Source organism: Catenuloplanes japonicus (assembly GCF_000717135.1).
GTDB classification, from domain to species: domain Bacteria; phylum Actinomycetota; class Actinomycetes; order Mycobacteriales; family Micromonosporaceae; genus Catenuloplanes; species Catenuloplanes japonicus.
Genome location: NZ_JNXY01000004.1, coordinates 393,255 through 412,593 on the forward strand (window position 1 = coordinate 393,255; position 19,339 = coordinate 412,593).

Below are 19,339 nucleotides of genomic sequence, written 5' to 3' on the forward strand. Positions count from 1 at the left end.
GGCCGGGCAGGGCGGGTCAGCTAGAACGGGTTCTCGCCGGGCGCGAGCGGCGCCGCGGGCGGGTCGTCCCACCGGTCGTCGTCGTGGTGGATCGGGCAGCCTTCAACGGGTTCGCGTTCGGCGCCGTCGTCTTCGCCGACCGGGTAGTGGTGGCAGGCGCACCACCGGTAGGCGTCGGCGACGGCCACGACCCGCCAGTCCCCGCCGCGCGTGTGGACGATCCAGTCGCCGAACTCGGCCTTGACCCGCCCGGCCGCCGTGTAGACGTTCAGGCCGGTGATGTGCAGGCCGCCGCCGGCCGCGGGGTCGTAGTGCGGTTTGGAGTCGGCCCATTCCCAGACGGCGGCGCCGTTCTCGCGGGTGAGCTGGACGGCCTCGCCGTCGGGTGTCTGCGTGGGCATCATGGTGGTCTTGTCCATGCCGGTACCGCCGTTCACGCGCTCACCGCCTCGGCGACGCGCGGGAACTCGCGGACGCGCAGGTCGGGCGGCCAGAACTGCCAGTCGCCGCCCTTCTTGTCAACCCTGGAGACGGGCGTGTCCGACGCGGACACCGAGCAGGAGTCGACGACGACCTGCGGCGATCGGGCGGCCCAGACGGAGCCGAGCTGCTTGACGAACGGGGCGGTCCCGGCGGTACGGCATCGACCGACGAGGTCCCGCACCCAGCTCAGGTCCATCGACCGGGATCGGGGGCCGCTCTCGCCGCCGGCGATGAGCCAGTCGATGCCGGCCAGGTCGAGCGACGGGAGCGGCCCGAGGAGCGGTTCGGCGGAGATGAACCGGACCGCGGCGGGCGTGTTGCGGAGTGCGTCGGCGCGGCGTACGTGCTGGTCGGACTCGATCGACGTGCCGATCCACACGTTAGGGAGCGGCCAGACGGTGCGGTGGTAGATGCCAGACTCCAGGCCGGGCACGTACGTCGGGCTGTGCGGCGTGGCGGCCCACTCCATGTCGGAGCGGAAGTGAACGCCCGGGGCGTGCCCGGACCCGCAGTCGCACAGGTCGGTGAGCATTCTGGCGGCGCGCTCGGGCCGCTTCGTGAGGATCTGGTAGGTCAGGTGCGGGGTGGACGCCATGACGGCAAAGACCCGGACGACGAACTCGCGCGGCACCCTCGCGTGGAAGAGGTCGCTCATGGAGTTGACGAAGATCATGCCCGGCTTGCGCCAGCGGAGCGGTTCGGTGAGCGCATCCGGGTGGACGGTGACGCCGAACCCGGGCCCGCTGGTGCGCGGGTCGCCGTCGTTCTGGTACTTCGCGGAACCCATGCCCTTGAGGCGCTTCGCCATGGTCAGCGCGTAGCAGTTGTCGCAGCCGGCGGTGATGCGGTCGCAGCCGGTGGTGGCGTTCCAAACGCGCTCGGTCCACTCGATCGAAGTCTCAGCCACGGGCGTTCTCCTCGCTGGTCGCGGACACGGTGGCGGTGCTGTTGGTGGCGCGCGGCCAGTCGCGGACGGCGGCGTCGAGCTTGGCGAGGGCCAGCTCGGCGGTCCGGTCGACGGGCCGGATCGCCTCCCGCTGCATCGCCTGCACGACCTGGTCGGCGGCCCGGCAGATGGGCTGCATGTCGATGACCTCGGAGCGCACCTGGTCGGCGTCGTCCATGAGCCAGCGCAGCAGCTCGCCGAGGTCCGGCATGATGTGGGCGCGGGCGGTCGGGTCTTCGGCGCGCCAGCGTGCGTCCGCTTCCCTCGTCCGGGTCCACTGGAGCTCGAACAGCGCGCGCAGGTCGCCGGCCTCGGCGTCGAGCCGCTCGATCTCGCGGACCAGGTCGAGGATGACGGTGCGCGGGTCGCCCTGAACGCAGGTACACGCGCCGGGCAGGCTGGCGTCGCACGGCCCGCACTGGCCGAGCCAGGTGTTGCGGATGGCGTCCAGGTCGACGGTCATCGGATGGGCTCCGTTCGGTGGGCGGCGCGCACGTCGGCCAGGCTGTCGCCGCGGCGGAGGAACTCGTCGACGTCGGCGTAGAACCACGGGACGTGCCGGTGGTTGGTGATCAGGTCGTCTTGGCGGAGGACGGCCCGCCGGTAGCGGCGGTTCTTCGCGGCCCAGGACCGGTTGACGCGGCGGCTCATCGGCCGTCCTCCGCCTGGTGCGGGTACTCGTCGTACGCCTGGATGAGCGCGTCAGCGGCGTCGTAACCGGGGTCGCCGCCGCCGTGCCGCCAGGTGGCGACGTGTTCGATCAGCGCGCGGGCGGCTGTGACCTCGGTCCGCCGGATCCGGCCGACGGCGATGAGGCGCTCGCACTCGTTCAGGGACTTCACGCCGCCACCTCGAGGTGGCGGCGTCCCGCGTGCACGCGAATGTCGAGCCGGCCGCCGATGGCGCGCGCGGTCCGCTGGTAGATCGCGAGCCGCATCTGGGCCGGGTCGAAGTTTTCGTTCTGGACGACCGCCGACGCGGACACCCCGATCCGGGCGCCGACGTCCTCGGCGCGCAGCCCGGCCTGTACGCGGGCCAGGCGGAGTTCGGCGGCGAGGAGCTTGAGCCGGATCCGGTCCGCGTGCCCGGGGGTGATCGGGGTGAGCTTCCGGAGCCCGTTCATGTACGCGTCGTCGGGCACGGCGGGCAGGCCGCGCAGCCGCAGGCCGACCGTGGCGTCCAGGGCCCTCGCCCACGCCAGGTACAGGCCTGCTCGGCTGCTGGTGCGGCGTTCCATCGTCCACACGCATCGGGCGCTGATGTGAAGCCGGCTGCCGAGCTGCCTGGTCGTCAGCCCGGCGTCGAGGCGTCGAGAGACGAGTGCGTCGCGGAGCCGGAGGCGGGCTTCCAGATCGTCGGGGTGGAGGTCGATTCCGGTGGTCACGGCCACCACCGCCGGGACGCAGCCAGCGCGACCATTGCGACGACGCCGGCGGTGAGAAGGGTCGGGGCGATCCATGCAGGCGCGGCTGCGGCGCCGAGCATCAGGTCGGTGATCACAACTCACCGCCCGCGAGGATCCGGACGGCCAGCTCGAGCGCGTCCGCTTCACGGTCGGCGTGCTGCCCGACCGCGCTGGCCGGGTCGAGGTTGTCGGCGTACCGGCGCCGCGCGGCCGCCGCAAGCTGCAGCTGCCGCCTCCCCCAGATCGCGACCGCGTGCGCACGGTTCACGGCGCCGAGCCGGCCGAACGCCACCCGGCTGTAGTTCTTGACCGTGCCCTCGGACAGGTGAAGCCGCCGTCCGATCTCCGCGTTGTCGCAGCCGTCCGCGATTAGGACGAGGATCTCGTGCTGGCGGGAGGTGAGCACGCCGGACGTGGACCCGCTCACCGTCGTCGTGGTGGCCATCAGGCGGCCACCGCCTCGAAGTTGGTGAGGCAGCCGCAGCCACCCCAGTCCAGTTCGTCAAACAGGTCGCCCTGCTGCGCCAGCGCGGCGTCCTGCGCCTCGACCCGGGACCGGAAGAGACGAAGCGGCAGCGGCCGTGACTCGCCGCCCGAACGGTCCTTCAGAATCGACACGTCGGTGCCAAGTTCCGCCCGCATCTCCTCCTCGTGGGCTTCCTTTGCCGCGAAACGGTCGGGAAAGGTGCGCAATAGGTGCGCCCACTGGGCCTGTCCGCCCCGTACGCACGCCCCGCCGCAGTTGTTGTGCGGGAAGCCGATCCGGTTCAGCAGCGGCGGTTCGATATCGCGCCGCCGCAGTTGGTCCTCGATCTGCCGCTTGTCGACGTACGGCGGCTCACACATCGGGGTCTGGACCGTCCACGGCTTCCACCCGGCGGCGATACCAGGAATGCGGTGCATCTCGGTCCAGTCGATGCCGACGTAGAGGACGGTGCTGGCCGGGTCGCAGTTCGCCTCCAGCCACCTACGACACGGCTTGATCTTCAATTCGAGGGAGCACTGCGCAACCCGAGAGTTCGACAGCCACCGGCGGTCGACGTCGACCCGCTCAGGAGTACGTCCGTCGCAGACACGGGTGACCGGCACGCCGATGTCGGCGGCAGCCTGGTCAAGGAACCGGTACAGGTCGGTGTCCTCGGCGAGGGTGTCGGCGAACAGGAGCGTCAGATCGGCGGTGCCGTACCGGTCGGCGACCCTGCGGGCGGTCGCCCAGCTGCCCATGCCGCCCGACATCTGCACGACGTGCCGCGTCACGCCGCCACCCCTGGGAGCATCGCCGGCGCGAGGTGCGCGTAGCCCGCGTCGAAGACCTGGTCGAACAGGTGCCGGTCACGCTCGTAGTACGCCTTCACGGACCGCTCGCGGCCGTTGACCAGCGCCAGGACCTCGCCCGGGTTCTCGCCGTGCTCGAGCACGTACGCACCCTTGAGCTTCTTGCCGAACGTCGACCGGATCGATACCAGGTCGGCCTTCGGCACACCGCGGTCGACCAGGTAGCCGTCGACCGTCAGTAGTCGGTCCTCGGGGGCGATGTCGGGCTTCTCGCCGACGACGAGCGCGTACTCGTGGCGGGCGCGGCCGTCGAGCCACACCGGGTCGGCGATCCCGCCCATGAGCGCGAGCAGTTCCAGCCGACGGCGGGCGCGGTCGGCGCGCTTCGCCTCGATCTCGTCGGCGAGGTCGGCGAGCTGCTCGTCGCTGGCCGCCTCGTTGATCGCGCCGCCCTTGGTCCAGAACTCGCGCAGAGCCTTCGCACTCTTGCTCTGGTACTCGACGAGAAGCGGCTTCACCTCGGCGGCGACGCGGTCCTCGTGGATGTTGGCGAGGAGCATGGCCCAGGCGTCGAGGCCGATGACGGCCATGTCCCGGACCTTGCCGTCCTCGGCAACCGTGGGGCACTGGCCCACAGTTGCCCACGACCGGCCGCGAATCTTGCGGAGCTGGGTGGAGTAGTCGATGCCGATCTCTTCGAGCGTCGGCTTGAGTACGACGTGCGGCTCGCCGTCGAACATGACGCTGTGGATCTGGGCGCCGTGGAATGGGATCAGGACGATCTCGGCGGTGGGCGTGGTCATGAGGTCTCCTCGGTGAGGTCGCCGGGCTGGCCGGCGGAGCTGGTGTCGGTGGCGCCGAGCTGTGCGAGCACCTGGTGCTCGATGTCGGCGGGCAGCGTCCACAGGCCGAGCGCGCCGCGGGCGGCGATCGGCTCCGGGAGCGGCCGGGTGTTGGCGATCTGCCAGTGGTGCGCGCCCGGGCGGGCCCACATGCCGCACCGGCAGACGACGTACCGATCGGCGCGGGACGCCGAGCACACGCCGACGATCTCGGCGACGGCGATGACGTGCCCGACGGGCACGCCCGGCGTCAGGTCGTCGCCGAACAGGGCGGAGACGTGCGGGTCGCGGATGCCGTCGCGGTCGATGCGCAGGCTGGCGTGGATCGCGATCAGCCCGCGGTGGCTGGTGGACCTGCTGCGGTTCTCGATGTTCTTTTCGCCGCGGATGATGCAGTCCGCCCAAGGCTTCTTGACCGTCAGCGCCTTCACAGGGCACCGACCGTGATTACGTCGGCCCCGTGCGGGAGTTGCTCGTCGCGGTGCGCGCCTGCGGTCGGGACCTTGCAGACGAGGCAGTGCCGGCGTACGTCTGGGAGCGGCCGTCCGGCGAGCGCGGCCTCGACCTCGGCGTTGAGGACGTCACCGACGGGCAGGCCGCAGCCGTTGCAGGCGCGCTTGGCGGTGATCCGCCGGTCCTCGGCTACATCAACGGGCAGGTCCGGGGACCAGGTGCGGGTCGGGTGGAGCTGCGACAGGTCGACGATGACGAGGGTCAGCGACCCGACCGGCTTGGAGATCGACCCAAGATGCGGGTACGGCCCGTCGAGGTGAGTTGGGTTGTCGTCCGGGATCATGCCGATGCCGGGCGCGTGGGCGGGCTTCTTCCCGCCGCGGACGAACGCCGGCCCGAGCGCGTCCACGGACGGCTTGGCGGCATCGGTCCAGTTCCCGAGGATGTCCCGGCCGCGGTTCGTCGTCGGCCGGATGATCGCGTCGACCCGGATGCGGTGCAGCCCGGTCGGGAGCTTCGCGTACTGGGCGAGCTGGTAGGTCACGTCCCGCCAGGCCTTCGTCACGCGGGCCTTCTCGCGCGAGTGCCCGCGGACGTTCGCGGTCAGGAACCCGCAGCCGGGGTCGTTGACGGTGATGGTCCAGGTGCGCGGGGCCGCGCCGTGGTGCGCGGACCCCGTCTCAATACTCATCAGGCGTCGGCCTGCTGCTCGCTAGCCCGGTTCAGGGCACGGATGAGCTGGTCGGCGTCGGCCTGGGTCAGCTCGTCGGTCGACTCCACCGACAGCCCGCCGAGCTCCTTCGCGACGATCGCCATCCGGGCGGCGTGGTTGTCGTCGCCCGCGTAGCCGAGCTTCGTCCACAGGCGGGTCAGGGCGGCCTTCTGCTGCGGCTGGATCGGTCCCGGCGCGGCCGGCGGGCCCGACACCGGCCGGTCTGCCGCGGGCGGTCCGGACACCGGGTCGATGACCTCACCCTCGAAGACCGGGTGGTCGGTGGCCTCGGCCGGGTCGGTGCCGGGGTTGATGTCGACACGGACACCGTCGTCGGCAGCGAGGGCAACCGCCAGCTCGGTCGACTTCGGCATGTACTTCGCGAGCTGCCGGACGACGGACTTGTGGGCCATGCCCTCGAAGTGGTCGACCCACGGGCCGAAGACCTTGCCGTCCTTGTTCTTCGCGGTCGCGTTCTTGTCCCGGTACTTGAGCATGTCGCGGTGGGACATGACGAAGAACGCGTGCCCGCCGCCGACGAACTTCACGACCGCGTAGTAGGCGATCGGGTCGCCGCGGTCCTCGAACAGGTTCGGCTTGTGCTTCAGGGTGTCGGCGAGCCCGTACTCGACGTCGAACTCGTCGTTCGCGTACACGGTCCGGGCGATCAGCGACTGGATCTTCCCGGAGCGGTGGGCCAGCTCGATCAGGCCCTGGTAGCCGATCACGAGCTGCGCCTTGTAGCCCTTGTTCTTGCCGTCCCAGAACGGCAGCAGCCACGCGTGCCCGAGCACACCCGGCCGGAGCCCCAGCTGGGCGCACGTCATCAGCGACCCGAGGACCGAGGTCTCCTCGCACCTGGCGAGGTTCTTCGTCATCCGCATCGCCGTCAGGGCGTCCCGGACGAGCTGGACGGCCTCTGCGCCCTTCGGCATCGCGGCCTGGAACTGGGACTCCATCGACCGGATCCGGTCGGAGATCGAGCTGGTGGCGACACCACCGTTCTCACGGCGGGTAGCAAGGGCGGCAGCAGCAGCGTTGGTCATTTGGCGAGATCCTTTACGGAGAGGGAGCGGCTGGGGGATTTGCGGTAAAGCTCGGGGTTCGGCATCGGCACGCCGGCGGCCTCGGCCAGGTCGGCGGCGAGACGCGGCCAGTCGACGTGCCCGGTCTTGCTCGACCAGGCGACGGCGACCCGGCCGCCGAGCTGGCCTTTCTCGTTCTCGGCGAGGAGCTTCTTCAGCCCGGCGCCCGCGGTCTCCTTCGCGGCCTTGCCCGCCTTCTCGGCCTCAAGGCCGGCGAGGTAGGCGGCGTGGAGTTCCTCGGCATCGGTGCCGTCGAGGTCGACCTGCTTGCCGTTCGGGACCGGGTAGAGCGCGGCGAGTGCCTTGTTGTCGACCGCGCCGAGCGGCGGCTCGATCCCGTCGACGATGTGCTCGTCACGCCACGCGGCGACCTGCTCGACCATGTCCGCCTCGACGTCCAGGTCCCGGACGACCGTGCGCCGGATCAGGCCGTGGCCGGCAGCGAGCGCGATCAGTTCGACGGCGGGCCGGTCGAGGACGTGCATGGACCAGCGGCACTGGAACTCGTAGCCGAGCGGAATCCCGCCGTCGTCCCAGCCCTTCGCCGCACCCCAGCCCGAGGCGAGCCCGGCGGTCTTCGCCTCGACGAGCCGGCCGTCGGCGACCTCGGCGTCAGGAGAACACAGCCGCCACCCGTGGACCGGGTGCGCGTACATGCGATGGCCGGTCCGGCCGACGGGGGCGCCGATGAGCCGGGCGGCCTGGTCGACGATCCACGGCTCCAGCGCGGTCCCGAGATCCGATGCGGCGGTCGCGTCGTCGTCGGCCCAGGACCGGACGCCGGTCTTCTCCGCCCACACGTCCCACGGCGTCCGGTAGCTGGAGAAGCCGAGCACCGCGGAGATGTCCGAGCCGCCGAGCCCGCGGGTGCGGGCCAGGCGCCATTCGTCGTCGGTGGCGTCCCAGCTGGAGACCGGGACTGCGAGGGCGGGCATGGTCGCGGTCATCGCCGAGCCTCCTGGTTCAGACCGTCGGCGACGGACACCATGAGCGCCCGAAGCCGGCGGTTCTCAGCGCGCAGCGACTCGACCTCGATCCGCAGGTCGGCGATGTCCTCGCGCAGGTCCGCCTCGCGGCAGTCACAGCCGACGCGGTGGTCGGCGCACGCCGTGTAGCGCGGGTCCAGGGTGTTGACCGGCGGCGTGTAGTCGCTGGTCGAGCCGTCCGAGAACGTGACGGTGTCGGTACGGACGGGCTTTCGTTCGGCGAGGGACGGCAGGCGGGTCACAGGTCCACCGCCCGCTGGAAGCGCGCGTCGGCGGCGATCTCGGCGCTGACGCACGCGGGCTGCTCACACCCGGACAGCAGGCCGGCGACGGGCCGCTGGCAGTACGGGCAGGTGACCGACTGCTGGGCGGCGCGCGCGGTCCGGACCCGCTCGATCAGGCCGGTGACGGCCGTGGTCAGCGCGGTCACAGCGCCACCACCAGCGCGGCAGCGGTCTCCTCGACCAGGGCGGCCCGGTCCAGCACCTCGACGTGGGTGAGGCTGACCGCGCCGGAGCAGCCCGAGATCCAGGCGACCGCGGTGTGCCCACCGAGGACCGTGGACGGGTGGTAGACCCGACCAACGCCGGACGGCGGGCCCTGGCGGCCACTCCGCCAGTAGCGGACCAGCATGCCGACCGGCGCCATCTCGTTGAACGCGTCCGCGGCGTCCTGCGCGGTGGCGGGGTTCTTCAGCTCGACGGTCACAGCGCCACCGCCGTCGCGTCCCACGCGGCCTGGATCCGGGCGTGCGAGGCAGCCTGCGCCGCCGACCGGGCCGGGTCCGCGGCCAGCTCGGCGCGGGCCTGCTCGGCGTCGGCGCGCCGCTTTGCCTGCCCGGCCTGCAGCGTCTCGACGGCGGCAGCCCGCTCGTCCTCGTTCAGGTGCGCAACCGCGTCACGGCGGGGCTTGTGGAACTGCACCTGATAGCCGGTGCGGCTGCGGCAGTGGATACCCGGCCTGGCGTTGCAGGTCTTGCACGTCTCGGTGATCGGGGCCAGCGCTGCCGCGGCCACGCGGCGGTAGAGGAGGAATGCGGCGCTCGGGCGCTCCGGGGCGATCGTCATGCCGCACCGCCGACGAGCATCTGCGCGCGGACGAACAGCACCTCGTCGTCAGCCCACGACGTCGGACCGGACCGGGCCGCGACGAACTCGCGGACGATACCCTCCAACGCCAGCTCGCGCGCCGACGGCACCGGGGCGGGCTCGCCGCGGTCGTCCGGGCCGCCGTCGAAGTAGGCGCCGGCGCACTTCGGCGACCCGAACAGCATCCCGGCCGGGTCTTCGAACACGGTCCGCCCGTCGTGCCCGGACAGGTCGGCGTCGGTCGCGTCCAGGAATTGGCGGCCGCACTGGCAGAGGTCGTCGGCGAACACGATCATCGTCCCGGCCGGGCGGGCGGCGAGGTCCGCGGCGATCTCCGGGTTCGGGTGCCAGGCGACACACCGGACCTCGACCGGGGTGGCGGGACGGCGGGCGTGCTTCGGGGCGGTCATGCCGCCACCTCCTGGGTGTCGGCGGTCCACGGGCCGGCGTGCACACTGCGAGACACGGCGACCACGCCCGGGATCAGAACGGCCAAGTCACGTGCGGCCCGCTCGTCCTGCTGCGGCCGAACGACGCCGTTCGGGAAGATGGCCGCCCACTCGACCTGGGTGGTCGAGCCGTTCGGGGTGGGCGTCGCGGCCCAGCCCTTCGGGATCGCGGACAGCTGCAGGCCGACGGCGGCGAGTGCGGCCCGTAGGTCCTGGATGGAGGCGCGGCGCTCGCCGGCCTCGTGGGAGCGGTGCGTCGGGGCGAGCTTGCCGATCATCGCGGCGAACTTGTTGATGGACAGGCCGCGGGCTTCGCGCTGCTCGGCGACGAGGCGCCAGAGCGGGTCGGGCCCGGTGATATTGGTGGTTGTCGGTGTAGTCTGCTCAGCGAGCATCTCGGCGTCCTCTCAGGTGGACGGTTGAGCTGTGAAGCCCTGGCCGGTCGGACGGCCGGGGCTTCCTTGCGTTAAGCCGTGGCGACGCGCTTGGCGCGGCTACGGCCGCGGGTGCGCATGCCGGCGGCGACCTGGCGCATGGTGTTGCTGTCCGCGATCCGCTTCGCTTCCGCGGCGTTGGCCGCTTCGGTCGCCTGCCGGGTGTAGGCCTCGGCAGCCTTGTAGATCTGCTCGCGGGTCATGCCGTACGTGCCCTTGCGGTTTACGTGGTCGATGCGGCCGGCCTTGCACTCGTCCATGACGGAGCGGACGGTCCAGCCGGTTAGGTACTCGACCTGTTCCAGGGTGTAGACGAACGGGTCCGGGGCGCCGGGGATGAATAGCGGCTGCTCGATGACGTCGGTCATGCCGCGGCCGCCGTCGGCCCGGCCTTGAGGAGGTCGTCGTAGCTGACGCCGAGGGCGTCGGTGATGCGGCCGTAGGTCGCGGGCTTCACGGTGGGCCGCTGGCCGCGTTCGATCTGCGCGACGTAGGAGACGGACAGGCCGATCGTGTCGGCGAGCTGGGTGATCGTGAGGCGCTTCCGCTGGCGCTGTTGGCGCATCTTCGCCCCGTCGACGCGGGGGCTGGCGTGCATGGGCTCCATGAAGCAGAAGCGTACAGGATTGAGCAGGATTGAGCAGCACTTGTCGCCAGCCTGTCGCCCGAGCGTGTTGCGGCCGGCCGCGCGCTGCAGTCAGGCAGCTCTGCGCAGCAGAAACCAGGGCAGCAAAAAACGCCGTGCCCCCACGGTGCCCCTAGAGTTTCTAGGAGCCCCATGAGGGCACGGCGTTTTAGCAGGTGCCTCTGGAGAGATTCGAACTCCCGACACCCGGATCCGTAATCCGGTGCTCTATCCGCTGAGCTACAGAGGCGTGGAGGAGAGTGAGGGATTCGAACCCTCGGCGGAGGTGTTCGCCCCCGCTACGGTGTAGCAAACCGCTGCCTTGGACCGCTCGGCCAACTCTCCTTGCATTGCGAGAAACGCTGCGGGCGGAGGATTCGAACCTCCATCGTCCGGGTCAGAGCCGGATGTGCTGCCGGTTGCACCAGCCCGCACCGGGGCGTCCCGGGCCGTGATCGACACGGCCCGGGACGTCACAGGGCCATTGCCGCCCAGGTGGGGGCGACCGGCCGGAATCGCAGGGGCATGCGCGCCTCGACAGGCGTGCGGTCACCCTTGCGCTGGTTACAGGCGCCGCACGCGGCGGCCGTGTTCGCCCATGAGTTGCGGCCGCCGCGCGAGCGGGGCATCACGTGGTCGATCGTCGAGGCGTGGCCGCCGCAGTAGACGCAGCGACGGCCGTCCCGGACCAGCACGCCGGCCCGCGACCAGCCGGGGCCACGCGAGTGCCGCCAGCGCGTCACCACGTAGCTGACCAGCCGCACCACGGTCGGCACCGGCCAGACGCCTATCTGCGAGTCGGGGTGCGACTCGTGAACCTCCGCCACGCGGCGCACCAGCATCCGCACCGCGTGGCGGAGACTGACCCGGTGCAACGGGCCGAGGTCGGCGTTCAGCACCAGCACGTCCACCGGATCCTCCTTTCATGGGTTTGTCGAGGTGAGAGCGGTTACGGGGAGTCGAACCCCGGTCTGCTGCATGGCAAGCAGCCGCACTGCCGTTGTGCTACAACCGCATCGTCGGGATGCCCGGATTCGAACCGGGGGCCTTCCGCTCCCAAAGCGGACGCGCTGACCAAGCTGCGCCACATCCCGTACTTAACCATCCGCTATGGAATTCTCAATCATCATTTCCGTGCGCATAAAATGCGCAGGACAAAGCGCACGGGCGGCAGGAGTCGAACCCGCAACCTACGGTTTTGGAGGCCGTTGCTCTACCAGTTGAGCTACACCCGTATGGGATACGAAAAACCGCCCGGTCCGATGTCGGACTCAGGCGGCGCGTCTAGCCGGGTAGGCGTACTACCCCAGGCGGCGCCGCTTGTCGGGACCTCGGACGGATGAACTCGGCTGCAGGCGCCAGGCAACACTCTTCGCCATTACTACGTTCTTCGACATCGCCATCGCCTCCTTCGTTTCGTCCGTCTCGCTCGGTGCTGGAATACACGTTAGTGACCCCGCACAACACGCACAACCAATTAAACGCGATTCCCACGGTACGCCCGCGGGAGCACCCGACAATCGCTGGTAGGGTGCGTGATCATGCGGCTCGGGAAGCAGATGCGCGCCCGCCGGAGCAGTGAGCTCGCGGCCCTGCGCGCCGAGGTCGCCGCGCTCCGCGCCGAGGTGGCGGCGCTCCGCCCGTCCCCGCCGCCGCCCGCCGACGACCTCGCACAGGATTACCGCACCTGGCGGGACGGCCCGCTGCTCCGGCTCGCGAAGGTGCTCACCCGCCGCGCCGGGTCCGACGCGCCCGCACCGGCCCGCGGCGCCGCGATGCACGCGCTCTGCCGGGTGCTCCTGACCCCGGCCACCGACGCGGAGACCCGGCACCGCCTGGTCGGCGACACCGTCACCGACCTGCTGGGCGACACCTCGTGGCGCAACGACGCGGCGCTCGTCCGTACCCTCATCGAGGCTCGTGACGGCGCCACACCGCTGCGCGACGCCGTCGCCGTGCACGAGTGGCTCTGGCCGGCCGGGGGCGTCGCGCTCGACCCGGCCCGGCACGACATCCTGCCCGGCTCCGAGGGCGGCCGCGTCGTCGCGACCGCCGCCCCGGGCCTCCGTGGTGCCGTGTTACCGCTCGTCGTGGCCGGGTGAGCCGCTACTGCTGATCCATGGTGGCGATCGCGAGACCGTTACCGAACGTGACCGACCACACCTGAGACCGCTCGGCATCCGACGGATCGGCCATGTCGGCCGCGAAGTCGTTGAGCGCGTAGGGGCCGCCGTTGATCGTGCGGATCTCGGCCTCCTCCGCGGGCGCGATCCACAGCGGACCCAGCCCGTCGCTGTTGCCCGCGTTCTTGTCCGCCGCCTCGCGGATCCGGAGCTTGAGGTGGCCGCCGGCCGTGCTCGCGGAGTCGACGACCATCAGGAACGGGCCGGGCCCGCTGTAGTCGGTGCCGGGCAGCTCCAGGTACGCGTCCGGGTCGTCCGGGTTGGCCTCCTTGACGGCCTGCACCACGCGCGGGTCGAGCGGCTCGCCCCGGTTGTTCCGCGGGCCGGTGCCGACCGGCGTGGCGCTGGGGGTGGCGGCGGGCGTGTTCGACGGAGCGCCGCTGGTCGGGCCGTTCTGCGGCGACCCGATCTTCTCGTCGCCACGGTTCCCGTAGGCGACATATCCGGCGCCCGCCGCGGCCAGCACCAGCAGGATCACCAGCGCGACCGGCCAGCGGCGCTTCTTCCTCGGCGGCGGACCGGCCGGCACCGCCGCGGCCCCGGTCGCCCTGCGCCCCGGCCTGCCCGGCACCTCGAACTGCGAGTACGGCCGCGTCGGCGCGAGCCCGTCGTCGGCCTGCGGGGCCCGCGACGGCACCGGCTGGGCCGGCGCACCGCGCGGGGGTGTCAACGGCGCCATAGTGACCGGCGGGGCGTGCAGCACGTTCGCCAGGCCCGGACCGGACGGCGACGCCGGATAGGCCGGCGGCGCGGAGACCTGGCCCGCGAGCGCCGCGGCCACCTGCTCCCGCGTCACGCGCGCGGTCCGGTCCGCGTCCAGGCCACCCACGGTCTCGGCCGTGACCGCGCCGTTCGCCACCGCCAGCTCCGGCTGCTCGATCACGGCCGGCGCCACGCTCAGCGCGCGGTGCAGCATGGACGCGACCAGCGGCACCCGGCTCGCGCCGCCGACCAGCAGCACACCCTTCAGCGCGGACGCCTCCACGCCGGCCTCGCGCAGCACCAGGCGCGTGGTCGCCACCGTACGGTCGATCACCGGCCGGGCCAGCGCCTCGAACTGCTCGCGGCCGAGCGGCGCCTCCACCTCCAGCAGCGGCAGGTGGATGTGGGTGGCCGAGGACCGGGACAGCATCTCCTTGCCGGTACGCACGTCCGCCCACAGTGCACGCGAGGCCCGCCGGTCCGCCGCGTCGGCCGGCGCGGTCAGGCGCGCCCAGGCCGCCGGGTCCTTCGGCGCGTACACCGCGCCGAGGTGCGCGACGATCGCCGCGTCCAGGTCCAGGCCACCGCCGTCGGACAGCCCCGACGTGGCCAGCAGTGCGAAACCGTCCCCGGTCCGCCGGATCACCGACGCGTCGTACGTGCCCGCGCCCAGGTCACAGACGACCACGCTGCCGCCGACCGGGATCGTGGTCCCGGCCGTGCTCGCGAAGTACGCCGCCGCCGCGACCGGCTCGCTGACCAGCCGCACGTTGCGCAGGCCCGCACGCGCCGCCGAGTCCAGCAGCACGTCCCGCCGCCGCTTGCCCCAGGCCGCCGGGTGCGTGATCGTCACCCGGTCCGGCGTGCCCTGCACCTGGTCCGCCACCCGCCGCAGCACGGCCGCGAACATGTCCGGCACCGCCACCTCGACGCCCCCGAGCAGCACGGACTGCTCGTCGATGCGCTGCTTCGGGTACGGCTCATAGCTCTCCGGCGCCGTCCGGGCCGCGTGCGCCGCATCCGGCCCCACCAGCAGCCGGCCGCCCGGATCCGCACAGACCCCCGACGGCAGCGACGGCGCGCCGTCGAACAGCACCGGGCGTACCCCCAGCGGACCATCGAACACTGCCACCGTGCTGGAGGTGCCGAAATCTATGCAGAGGTGCGTCACCGAACCAAGATAGCGGCCCCTCGCCCCACGCGCGTCCCAGGTGGACCGCCCTCCCCGGCCGTCCCGCAGGTCCTGCACCCACGATCGACTCGTCGCTGACCTGCTGCGACGGCGGCAGCATCCAGCGGGCATGCCCTCGGTGATCGCGGACCGCCGGTCCGGCACGGTGTCCGCGGTGCCGTAGGCGTGGGTCGGCCTCGCCCGGTCCACCCCGTCAAGATCTTCAAGCACGGACCAGAGCCCTGACCAGGGGGTACGACATCCCGCCGCGCACCGGCACGCGCGGCAGCAAACGTGAGCGGCGGCGGGAGTCGCGTGCTCTTCGGTGACCAGCGGCGGCACCGGCTCCGATCGGGGATCGGAAGCGGAGCGCCAGCGGAGTCTTCCGAACCCCGGAGGTTGGCCCGCGGGAGCAACGCTGCGGGACCACGCCGGAAGCGGGCACGTCGTGGGGTCCGGGGCTCGGGCCCCGGGGAAACACAGCGCCCGCGGGAGCAACGCTGCCGGACCACGCCGGAAGCGGGAAAGCGGCCTATCGGGTCTGGATCTTGCGGCCTCGGGCGCCCAATGGAATCTGAGCGGGGTCGACGGCGACCGAGGTCAGGTTCTTGTAGGCGTAGCCGCGGGAGGTCAGCCACTCGTCGGCGAGGAGTTCGGCGCGGGTGGCGGTGACGTCGAGGTCCTCGTCGTCGTCGGCCTCGACGAGGTAGCGGAACGTGAAGAACGGGCGGGCGGCCAGGTCGTAGGCGAGGTGGCCCTCGGGCGTGTAGGCCGTGGTGAGGAAGTCACGGCCGGCGGCGTCGGCGGTCAGGGCCGCGGTCTGCTCCGGGGTCAGTCGGTCGAAGGCGCCACGCACGGTCACTCGGATGCCACGGCTCATGGCGCGACCCTATCGAGCCCCGGAGGCCGGTCGCATCCGATTATCGTCGTCGGCATGTCTGTGCTCGTGGCTTTCAGTGTGTCGCCGCTCGGAGCGGGCGAAGAGGTCGGGACGATCGTGGCGGAGGCGGTACGCGTGGTGCGCGCCTCCGGGCTGCCGAACCGGACCGACGCAATGCCGCCTAAACTGCATCTCATGTTTCCCCAGATAGAGAGCGAATCGTGTGATGCGAAATCCCTCGGATTGGGCAGGTAGCACTGACAGCGGCTCTCCCAAGTACGCCGTGGCCTACATACGGGTGTCCCGGGTGGGCGGACGGGACGATGACCTCATCTCTCCGGAGTTGCAGCGATTCCAGATCGATGAGCTTGCCCGGCGCGAAGGGATCAAGATCGTCGAGGAGATGCAGGATCTAGACCGGTCCGGACGCGACTTCACCAAACGTCGCGTCGAGGAGATCATCGACGGAATCCGGAACGGCAAGTGGCAGTACGTCCTGCTCTGGAAGTGGTCCCGCTGGGGCCGCAACATGCGCCAGTCTCAGCTGTACCTGGGTCGGGCTGAGGACGCTGGCGGCGTCGTACGCGCAGCGACGGAGGATTTCGACCCGGGAACAACTATCGGCCGCTTCAGCCGAGACCAGATGCTGTCCTTCGCGCAACTGCAATCGGACATGATCGGTGACAGTTGGCGTGATACCCAGGACCGTCGTCGCCGCAATGGCCTACCTCATAACGGTCGGCCTCGGTTCGGGTACGAGTACAGCCGGAAGACCGGCTATACCCCTCATCCTGAAACCGGGCCACTGCTGGCGAGCTTCTATGAGCGGTATGTTGCCGGGGAGTCCTTCTACAAGCTCGTCCTGGAGTTGAACCGCAGCGGCATCCAGCCGCCCCAGACGGATGTTTGGAGTCAGACGGCGCTCTCGGTTCTCATGGATACGGGTTTCGCGGCTGGGCTGATTCGAGAGAAGTCTTCCCAACAGCGTCGCCGTGAGGGCAAGGCCACCAGGCGCACGCTCGACTCGTACGATATCTGGCGCGTAGGCGCACATGAGCCGTTGATTTCAGAGCCGGTCTGGGTTCGGTATCTCGAACGCCGCAAGCAACAGGCGAAGCTTCCTCCGAGGTCTCGGTCGCCGAAGTACGCCTTGTCGTCTGTCATGCGGTGTGCACTGTGCGGAGCGTCGATGACAGTGATGCATGGAAGGAACGGGCGTCAGTGGTCGTGTTCGAAGGCACGAGCGTCCCGGCACCACGAGCCGAACTACATTTCGGACGTCCGGGCAAGTCAAGAGGCTTTGGACTGGTTGTTGTCCAATGTGCCGGAGAAGTCTAGTGGGGCGGTAACGGAGGAGGCTCGTCGGCTGGAGCGAGGTCGTGTGGCACGTGACCGCGTGGCCCGGCTGTCCGAGCAGGACAAGAAGATCAAGGGGCGGCGAGCGAAGCTGATCGACCTGTACTCCGATGATTTGGTGACGCGCGAGGAGTTTGAGGAGAGGCGTGCATCGCTTCTGGTGGAGTTGGAGGTGGTGCAGGCTGCCCTCGCTGAGGCGCGAGAGGATGAGCGGCGTTCGGGGGTAAGTTATGTCCGGGCCTTTTCGACACTGGCTCAGGAGTGGGATCTTTGGGAACCGGATAAGCGGCGGGAGGCATTGCTTCAGTTGGTGGGTAGTGTGACGGTTCTCCCGAAGAGTGCGAACGAATCTAAGCGACTCGTCGTTGTTCCAATATGGGATAGAACCGGCGAGGTGGGATAGTTATTCCAATTTGCCGCCACGATATCTGTGACCGATGCCGTTCAGGCGGCGTCGGCGCCCCTGCGGCGCGTCGCCAAATTCTGGGCAGCATGAGCCTCGCGTAAGCAGGTCTCTAGGTGGGCATGAGCGGCGATTCTCCAGAAATCGGCTACAGCCTGCTCCCGGGTCTTGTGGGGATTTTTCGGATCGGCGCGGCCTGCGTCAGGCAGGGCTCGCCGTCGGCGATCTTCTCCAGATGGCCGGCTGGAACGGTTCGACTTTGCGTCCTTCAACATGGGCGACTCTTTGAATTTGGAACACTTGGTCATTTGATTTCGGCGCGTCCTCAACCCTCCGAGCAGGGTGTTGACCTGAAAGTACGCGTAGTGCAGTTTGATTCCCCAATTTCAATTGTTTGGTAAGGCGCCCTACGGCATCTCCGGCGTTTTCCTCGCCATGGCACGGTCCGCAGGGGCCCCTATGCCCGTCGAGTCGTCCCGGGCATCATGCCTAGAGCCTCCTAGGAGGCTAGTCCACTATCTTTCTCCACCCCCGCAGCAAGCCTCAGTTCCACGCCGCTATACACCGAGCTAAACACAGGGCCACAAAAGAAGACCAGCGGTGCAAATCAAATGGAACGAATTTTGGTTCCCGCCTCCGGCCCGTGGTAAATGGATAGATGGCGGACAAGCGCGCCATCTGGGCTACCTTTCGCAGTTCAGCCGCTCCGTCTATCGGGGACGTCAACCGCGGCCCGCTCGAGATCACCGCCCGGATCCGGCACGAGGTGGTAGTCAGTCGACTTTTACCGGCAGAAGAAACGTACGGCGGTCTGGCGCAAGCAGACCGAGCGCCTGCCGGATGATGTCGGATTTGGCAGGTCGGGATCGCGCAGGGCGGTCCGGAGCTGGTGGCCCGTTGGCGCGCGGGGTTCTTGGTCTCGATGACCGCACGTCACTCACCTGGGCGAGGTGCCGCCGGGCGTGTCTGCGGCTGGGTGAGACTGGGGCGGAGGGTGGTTACCACCGCCTCGACTACGTCCAGCGGATGAGCCTGGCCGTCTGGTACGACACGTCAGAGGTGCCGGCCCTCGGGGACCTGGAGCGCTGGGTCCGCCTGCGATAGAAGCTGGCGTCGGCTTCCGTATCTCGGCTCAGACACCGGGCGGAGCATCCTGATGGCCCCAGCCCTGCGGCGCCCGGACGGACCGAACGTCAAGAAAGGATGTGCCGCCTTGGCCGCGCTCACGGGCCTTCTCGCCGGTGCCACTGGCGCGATCACCGCCTGGCTGCCCGACAACCTTGGTAGCTGATCTCGATGCCGGGCGAGTCCATCGTGATCAAGGGCCTCGCCCGTGGGCCGCCGTCACCGCTCTTCGACTCGACGTGGGCGAGGAGCACCAGGGTGATCACCGTGGCGATGAGCCCGATCGCGCGGCCGTGCCGAGCAGCGCGGCGGGGAGGGGGAACTCACGGTTGAGCAGGTCGGTGAAGGCTCCGAAGAGCAGCCCGCGCACGGCAAGCAGCGGCGCGCACCGTACGAGCGCGGCGATCGCCAGCACGGTCTCCCACGGCCTTCTGACCACCTCGCCGTGGCCGTCGACCCGCCGCATGATCTCGGCAGCGTCGGCGCGGCCGCCCCATCGCACCCGGTCAGGTAGCCGACCTCAGCGAGCGTCGGCGGGACCGCCCGGCGACGTATAGGCGTAGGCGAGATGTCCACCGACGTATGTTGTGCACCTCGCCGCCTGCCGACCCGCGGCCACCACGCGGCCTCCCACAGATGGGCCAACTGGGACACGAAAGCGGCATCCCGCAGGGACGCCGTCTGCAGGGCGTTACGCACCGCGTCGATGCGGTCTTGCCTACTGCCGTCCCCCCAC

General features: G+C 70.3%; 27 protein-coding genes, 6 tRNA genes and 1 pseudogene. 3 read left to right on the forward strand and 31 right to left on the reverse strand.

What is annotated here, in order from left to right:
- Window positions 1–20: 20 nt before the first annotated feature.
- From OP04_RS08745 to OP04_RS08880, 28 genes are all read right to left on the reverse strand, one after another.
- Entirely contained in the window at window positions 21–437 is a 417-nt protein-coding gene (locus tag OP04_RS08745) for a hypothetical protein (protein ID WP_033338986.1), read from the reverse strand.
- Window positions 434–1,390 carry a DUF5131 family protein gene (locus tag OP04_RS51500; protein WP_051797285.1) on the reverse strand — a complete coding sequence of 319 codons (957 nt, stop codon included), beginning with the start codon at window positions 1,388–1,390 and terminating at the stop codon, window positions 434–436. Before OP04_RS51500 ends, OP04_RS08745 begins: the two co-directional genes overlap by 4 nt.
- Window positions 1,383–1,892 carry a hypothetical protein gene (locus OP04_RS08755; RefSeq protein WP_033338987.1) on the reverse strand — a complete coding sequence of 170 codons (510 nt, stop codon included), beginning with the start codon at window positions 1,890–1,892 and terminating at the stop codon, window positions 1,383–1,385. The genes OP04_RS51500 and OP04_RS08755 overlap by 8 nt, the downstream gene beginning before the upstream one ends.
- Window positions 1,889–2,080 (reverse strand): hypothetical protein, encoded by a 192-nt coding sequence (locus OP04_RS08760; RefSeq protein ID WP_033338988.1) that lies wholly within the window; start codon window positions 2,078–2,080, stop codon window positions 1,889–1,891. Before OP04_RS08760 ends, OP04_RS08755 begins: the two co-directional genes overlap by 4 nt.
- The gene (locus tag OP04_RS08765) at window positions 2,077–2,271 is read right to left on the reverse strand and encodes a hypothetical protein (RefSeq protein WP_033338989.1); all 195 of its coding nucleotides are present in this window, start codon (window positions 2,269–2,271) and stop codon (window positions 2,077–2,079) included. Before OP04_RS08765 ends, OP04_RS08760 begins: the two co-directional genes overlap by 4 nt.
- Window positions 2,268–2,813: a hypothetical protein gene (locus OP04_RS08770; RefSeq protein ID WP_157239535.1), complete on the reverse strand. Its 546-nt coding sequence runs from the start codon at window positions 2,811–2,813 to the stop codon at window positions 2,268–2,270. Before OP04_RS08770 ends, OP04_RS08765 begins: the two co-directional genes overlap by 4 nt.
- A 112-nt stretch (window positions 2,814–2,925) precedes the next feature.
- Window positions 2,926–3,279: a helix-turn-helix domain-containing protein gene (locus OP04_RS49375; RefSeq protein ID WP_051797286.1), complete on the reverse strand. Its 354-nt coding sequence runs from the start codon at window positions 3,277–3,279 to the stop codon at window positions 2,926–2,928.
- On the reverse strand, window positions 3,279–4,091 hold the full coding sequence (locus OP04_RS08780; protein ID WP_198153767.1) for an adenine nucleotide alpha hydrolase family protein: 813 nt from the start codon (window positions 4,089–4,091) through the stop codon (window positions 3,279–3,281). The genes OP04_RS49375 and OP04_RS08780 overlap by 1 nt, the downstream gene beginning before the upstream one ends.
- On the reverse strand, window positions 4,088–4,912 hold the full coding sequence (locus OP04_RS49380) for a phage antirepressor N-terminal domain-containing protein (protein WP_051797287.1): 825 nt from the start codon (window positions 4,910–4,912) through the stop codon (window positions 4,088–4,090). Before OP04_RS49380 ends, OP04_RS08780 begins: the two co-directional genes overlap by 4 nt.
- Window positions 4,909–5,382 (reverse strand): ASCH domain-containing protein, encoded by a 474-nt coding sequence (locus tag OP04_RS08790; protein WP_051797288.1) that lies wholly within the window; start codon window positions 5,380–5,382, stop codon window positions 4,909–4,911. The genes OP04_RS49380 and OP04_RS08790 overlap by 4 nt, the downstream gene beginning before the upstream one ends.
- Window positions 5,379–6,095 carry a hypothetical protein gene (locus OP04_RS49385; protein WP_051797289.1) on the reverse strand — a complete coding sequence of 239 codons (717 nt, stop codon included), beginning with the start codon at window positions 6,093–6,095 and terminating at the stop codon, window positions 5,379–5,381. Before OP04_RS49385 ends, OP04_RS08790 begins: the two co-directional genes overlap by 4 nt.
- Entirely contained in the window at window positions 6,095–7,162 is a 1,068-nt protein-coding gene (gene recT, locus OP04_RS08800) for a recombination protein RecT (protein WP_063746567.1), read from the reverse strand. The genes OP04_RS49385 and recT overlap by 1 nt, the downstream gene beginning before the upstream one ends.
- Complete coding sequence (locus OP04_RS08805; protein ID WP_033338991.1) at window positions 7,159–8,148, reverse strand: YqaJ viral recombinase family nuclease; 990 nt, start codon at window positions 8,146–8,148, stop codon at window positions 7,159–7,161. The genes recT and OP04_RS08805 overlap by 4 nt, the downstream gene beginning before the upstream one ends.
- Window positions 8,145–8,429: a hypothetical protein gene (locus tag OP04_RS08810; protein WP_033338992.1), complete on the reverse strand. Its 285-nt coding sequence runs from the start codon at window positions 8,427–8,429 to the stop codon at window positions 8,145–8,147. Before OP04_RS08810 ends, OP04_RS08805 begins: the two co-directional genes overlap by 4 nt.
- Entirely contained in the window at window positions 8,426–8,617 is a 192-nt protein-coding gene (locus OP04_RS08815) for a hypothetical protein (protein ID WP_033338993.1), read from the reverse strand. Before OP04_RS08815 ends, OP04_RS08810 begins: the two co-directional genes overlap by 4 nt.
- Entirely contained in the window at window positions 8,614–8,895 is a 282-nt protein-coding gene (locus OP04_RS08820) for a hypothetical protein (RefSeq protein ID WP_033338994.1), read from the reverse strand. The genes OP04_RS08815 and OP04_RS08820 overlap by 4 nt, the downstream gene beginning before the upstream one ends.
- A complete protein-coding gene (locus OP04_RS08825) occupies window positions 8,892–9,254 on the reverse strand; it encodes a zinc finger domain-containing protein (RefSeq protein ID WP_033338995.1) in 363 nt (120 codons plus the stop codon). Before OP04_RS08825 ends, OP04_RS08820 begins: the two co-directional genes overlap by 4 nt.
- Window positions 9,251–9,685 carry a hypothetical protein gene (locus OP04_RS08830; protein WP_033338996.1) on the reverse strand — a complete coding sequence of 145 codons (435 nt, stop codon included), beginning with the start codon at window positions 9,683–9,685 and terminating at the stop codon, window positions 9,251–9,253. Before OP04_RS08830 ends, OP04_RS08825 begins: the two co-directional genes overlap by 4 nt.
- Entirely contained in the window at window positions 9,682–10,119 is a 438-nt protein-coding gene (locus tag OP04_RS08835; protein ID WP_033338997.1) for a helix-turn-helix domain-containing protein, read from the reverse strand. The genes OP04_RS08830 and OP04_RS08835 overlap by 4 nt, the downstream gene beginning before the upstream one ends.
- 71 nt (window positions 10,120–10,190) lie before the next feature.
- Window positions 10,191–10,526 (reverse strand): hypothetical protein, encoded by a 336-nt coding sequence (locus OP04_RS08840; protein ID WP_033338998.1) that lies wholly within the window; start codon window positions 10,524–10,526, stop codon window positions 10,191–10,193.
- On the reverse strand, window positions 10,523–10,765 hold the full coding sequence (locus tag OP04_RS08845) for a helix-turn-helix domain-containing protein (RefSeq protein WP_085066312.1): 243 nt from the start codon (window positions 10,763–10,765) through the stop codon (window positions 10,523–10,525). The genes OP04_RS08840 and OP04_RS08845 overlap by 4 nt, the downstream gene beginning before the upstream one ends.
- A 195-nt stretch (window positions 10,766–10,960) precedes the next feature.
- Window positions 10,961–11,033: transfer RNA gene (locus OP04_RS08850), tRNA-Arg, on the reverse strand.
- 1 nt (window position 11,034) lies between these two features.
- A tRNA-Ser gene (locus tag OP04_RS08855) sits at window positions 11,035–11,128 on the reverse strand.
- Window positions 11,129–11,145: 17 nt separating this feature from the next.
- Window positions 11,146–11,217, reverse strand: a tRNA-Gln gene (locus OP04_RS08860).
- Window positions 11,218–11,256: 39 nt separating this feature from the next.
- On the reverse strand, window positions 11,257–11,694 hold the full coding sequence (locus OP04_RS08865) for an HNH endonuclease (RefSeq protein ID WP_033338999.1): 438 nt from the start codon (window positions 11,692–11,694) through the stop codon (window positions 11,257–11,259).
- 33 nt (window positions 11,695–11,727) lie between these two features.
- A tRNA-Gly gene (locus tag OP04_RS08870) sits at window positions 11,728–11,798 on the reverse strand.
- 4 nt (window positions 11,799–11,802) lie between these two features.
- Window positions 11,803–11,877 (reverse strand) — tRNA-Pro (locus tag OP04_RS08875).
- Between the two features lie 68 nt (window positions 11,878–11,945).
- A tRNA-Trp gene (locus OP04_RS08880) sits at window positions 11,946–12,018 on the reverse strand.
- A gap of 306 nt (window positions 12,019–12,324) precedes the next feature.
- On the opposite strand from OP04_RS08880, the gene OP04_RS08885 reads away from it, so the two are divergent.
- On the forward strand, window positions 12,325–12,885 hold the full coding sequence (locus tag OP04_RS08885; protein ID WP_033339000.1) for a hypothetical protein: 561 nt from the start codon (window positions 12,325–12,327) through the stop codon (window positions 12,883–12,885).
- Between the two features lie 4 nt (window positions 12,886–12,889).
- Here the strand turns inward: OP04_RS08885 and OP04_RS49390 are convergent, their stop codons facing one another.
- Window positions 12,890–14,839 (reverse strand): Hsp70 family protein, encoded by a 1,950-nt coding sequence (locus tag OP04_RS49390; protein ID WP_198153768.1) that lies wholly within the window; start codon window positions 14,837–14,839, stop codon window positions 12,890–12,892.
- Window positions 14,840–15,371: 532 nt separating this feature from the next.
- Window positions 15,372–15,719 (reverse strand): DUF6204 family protein, encoded by a 348-nt coding sequence (locus OP04_RS08895; protein ID WP_033339001.1) that lies wholly within the window; start codon window positions 15,717–15,719, stop codon window positions 15,372–15,374.
- Window positions 15,720–15,773: 54 nt separating this feature from the next.
- Here OP04_RS08895 and OP04_RS55490 point away from each other — a divergent pair.
- Together OP04_RS55490 and OP04_RS08900 are read left to right on the forward strand one after the other, a co-directional pair.
- Window positions 15,774–15,947: pseudogene (locus OP04_RS55490) on the forward strand (thiamine-binding protein); the annotation flags it as partial.
- Window positions 15,946–17,478: a recombinase family protein gene (locus OP04_RS08900; RefSeq protein WP_085066315.1), complete on the forward strand. Its 1,533-nt coding sequence runs from the start codon at window positions 15,946–15,948 to the stop codon at window positions 17,476–17,478. The pseudogene OP04_RS55490 and the gene OP04_RS08900, both read left to right, overlap by 2 nt.
- Before the next feature lie 1,387 nt (window positions 17,479–18,865).
- Here the strand turns inward: OP04_RS08900 and OP04_RS08910 are convergent.
- Window positions 18,866–19,069, reverse strand: coding sequence for a hypothetical protein (locus OP04_RS08910; protein WP_157239537.1), 204 nt, complete (start codon window positions 19,067–19,069; stop codon window positions 18,866–18,868).
- Window positions 19,070–19,339: the final 270 nt, after the last annotated feature.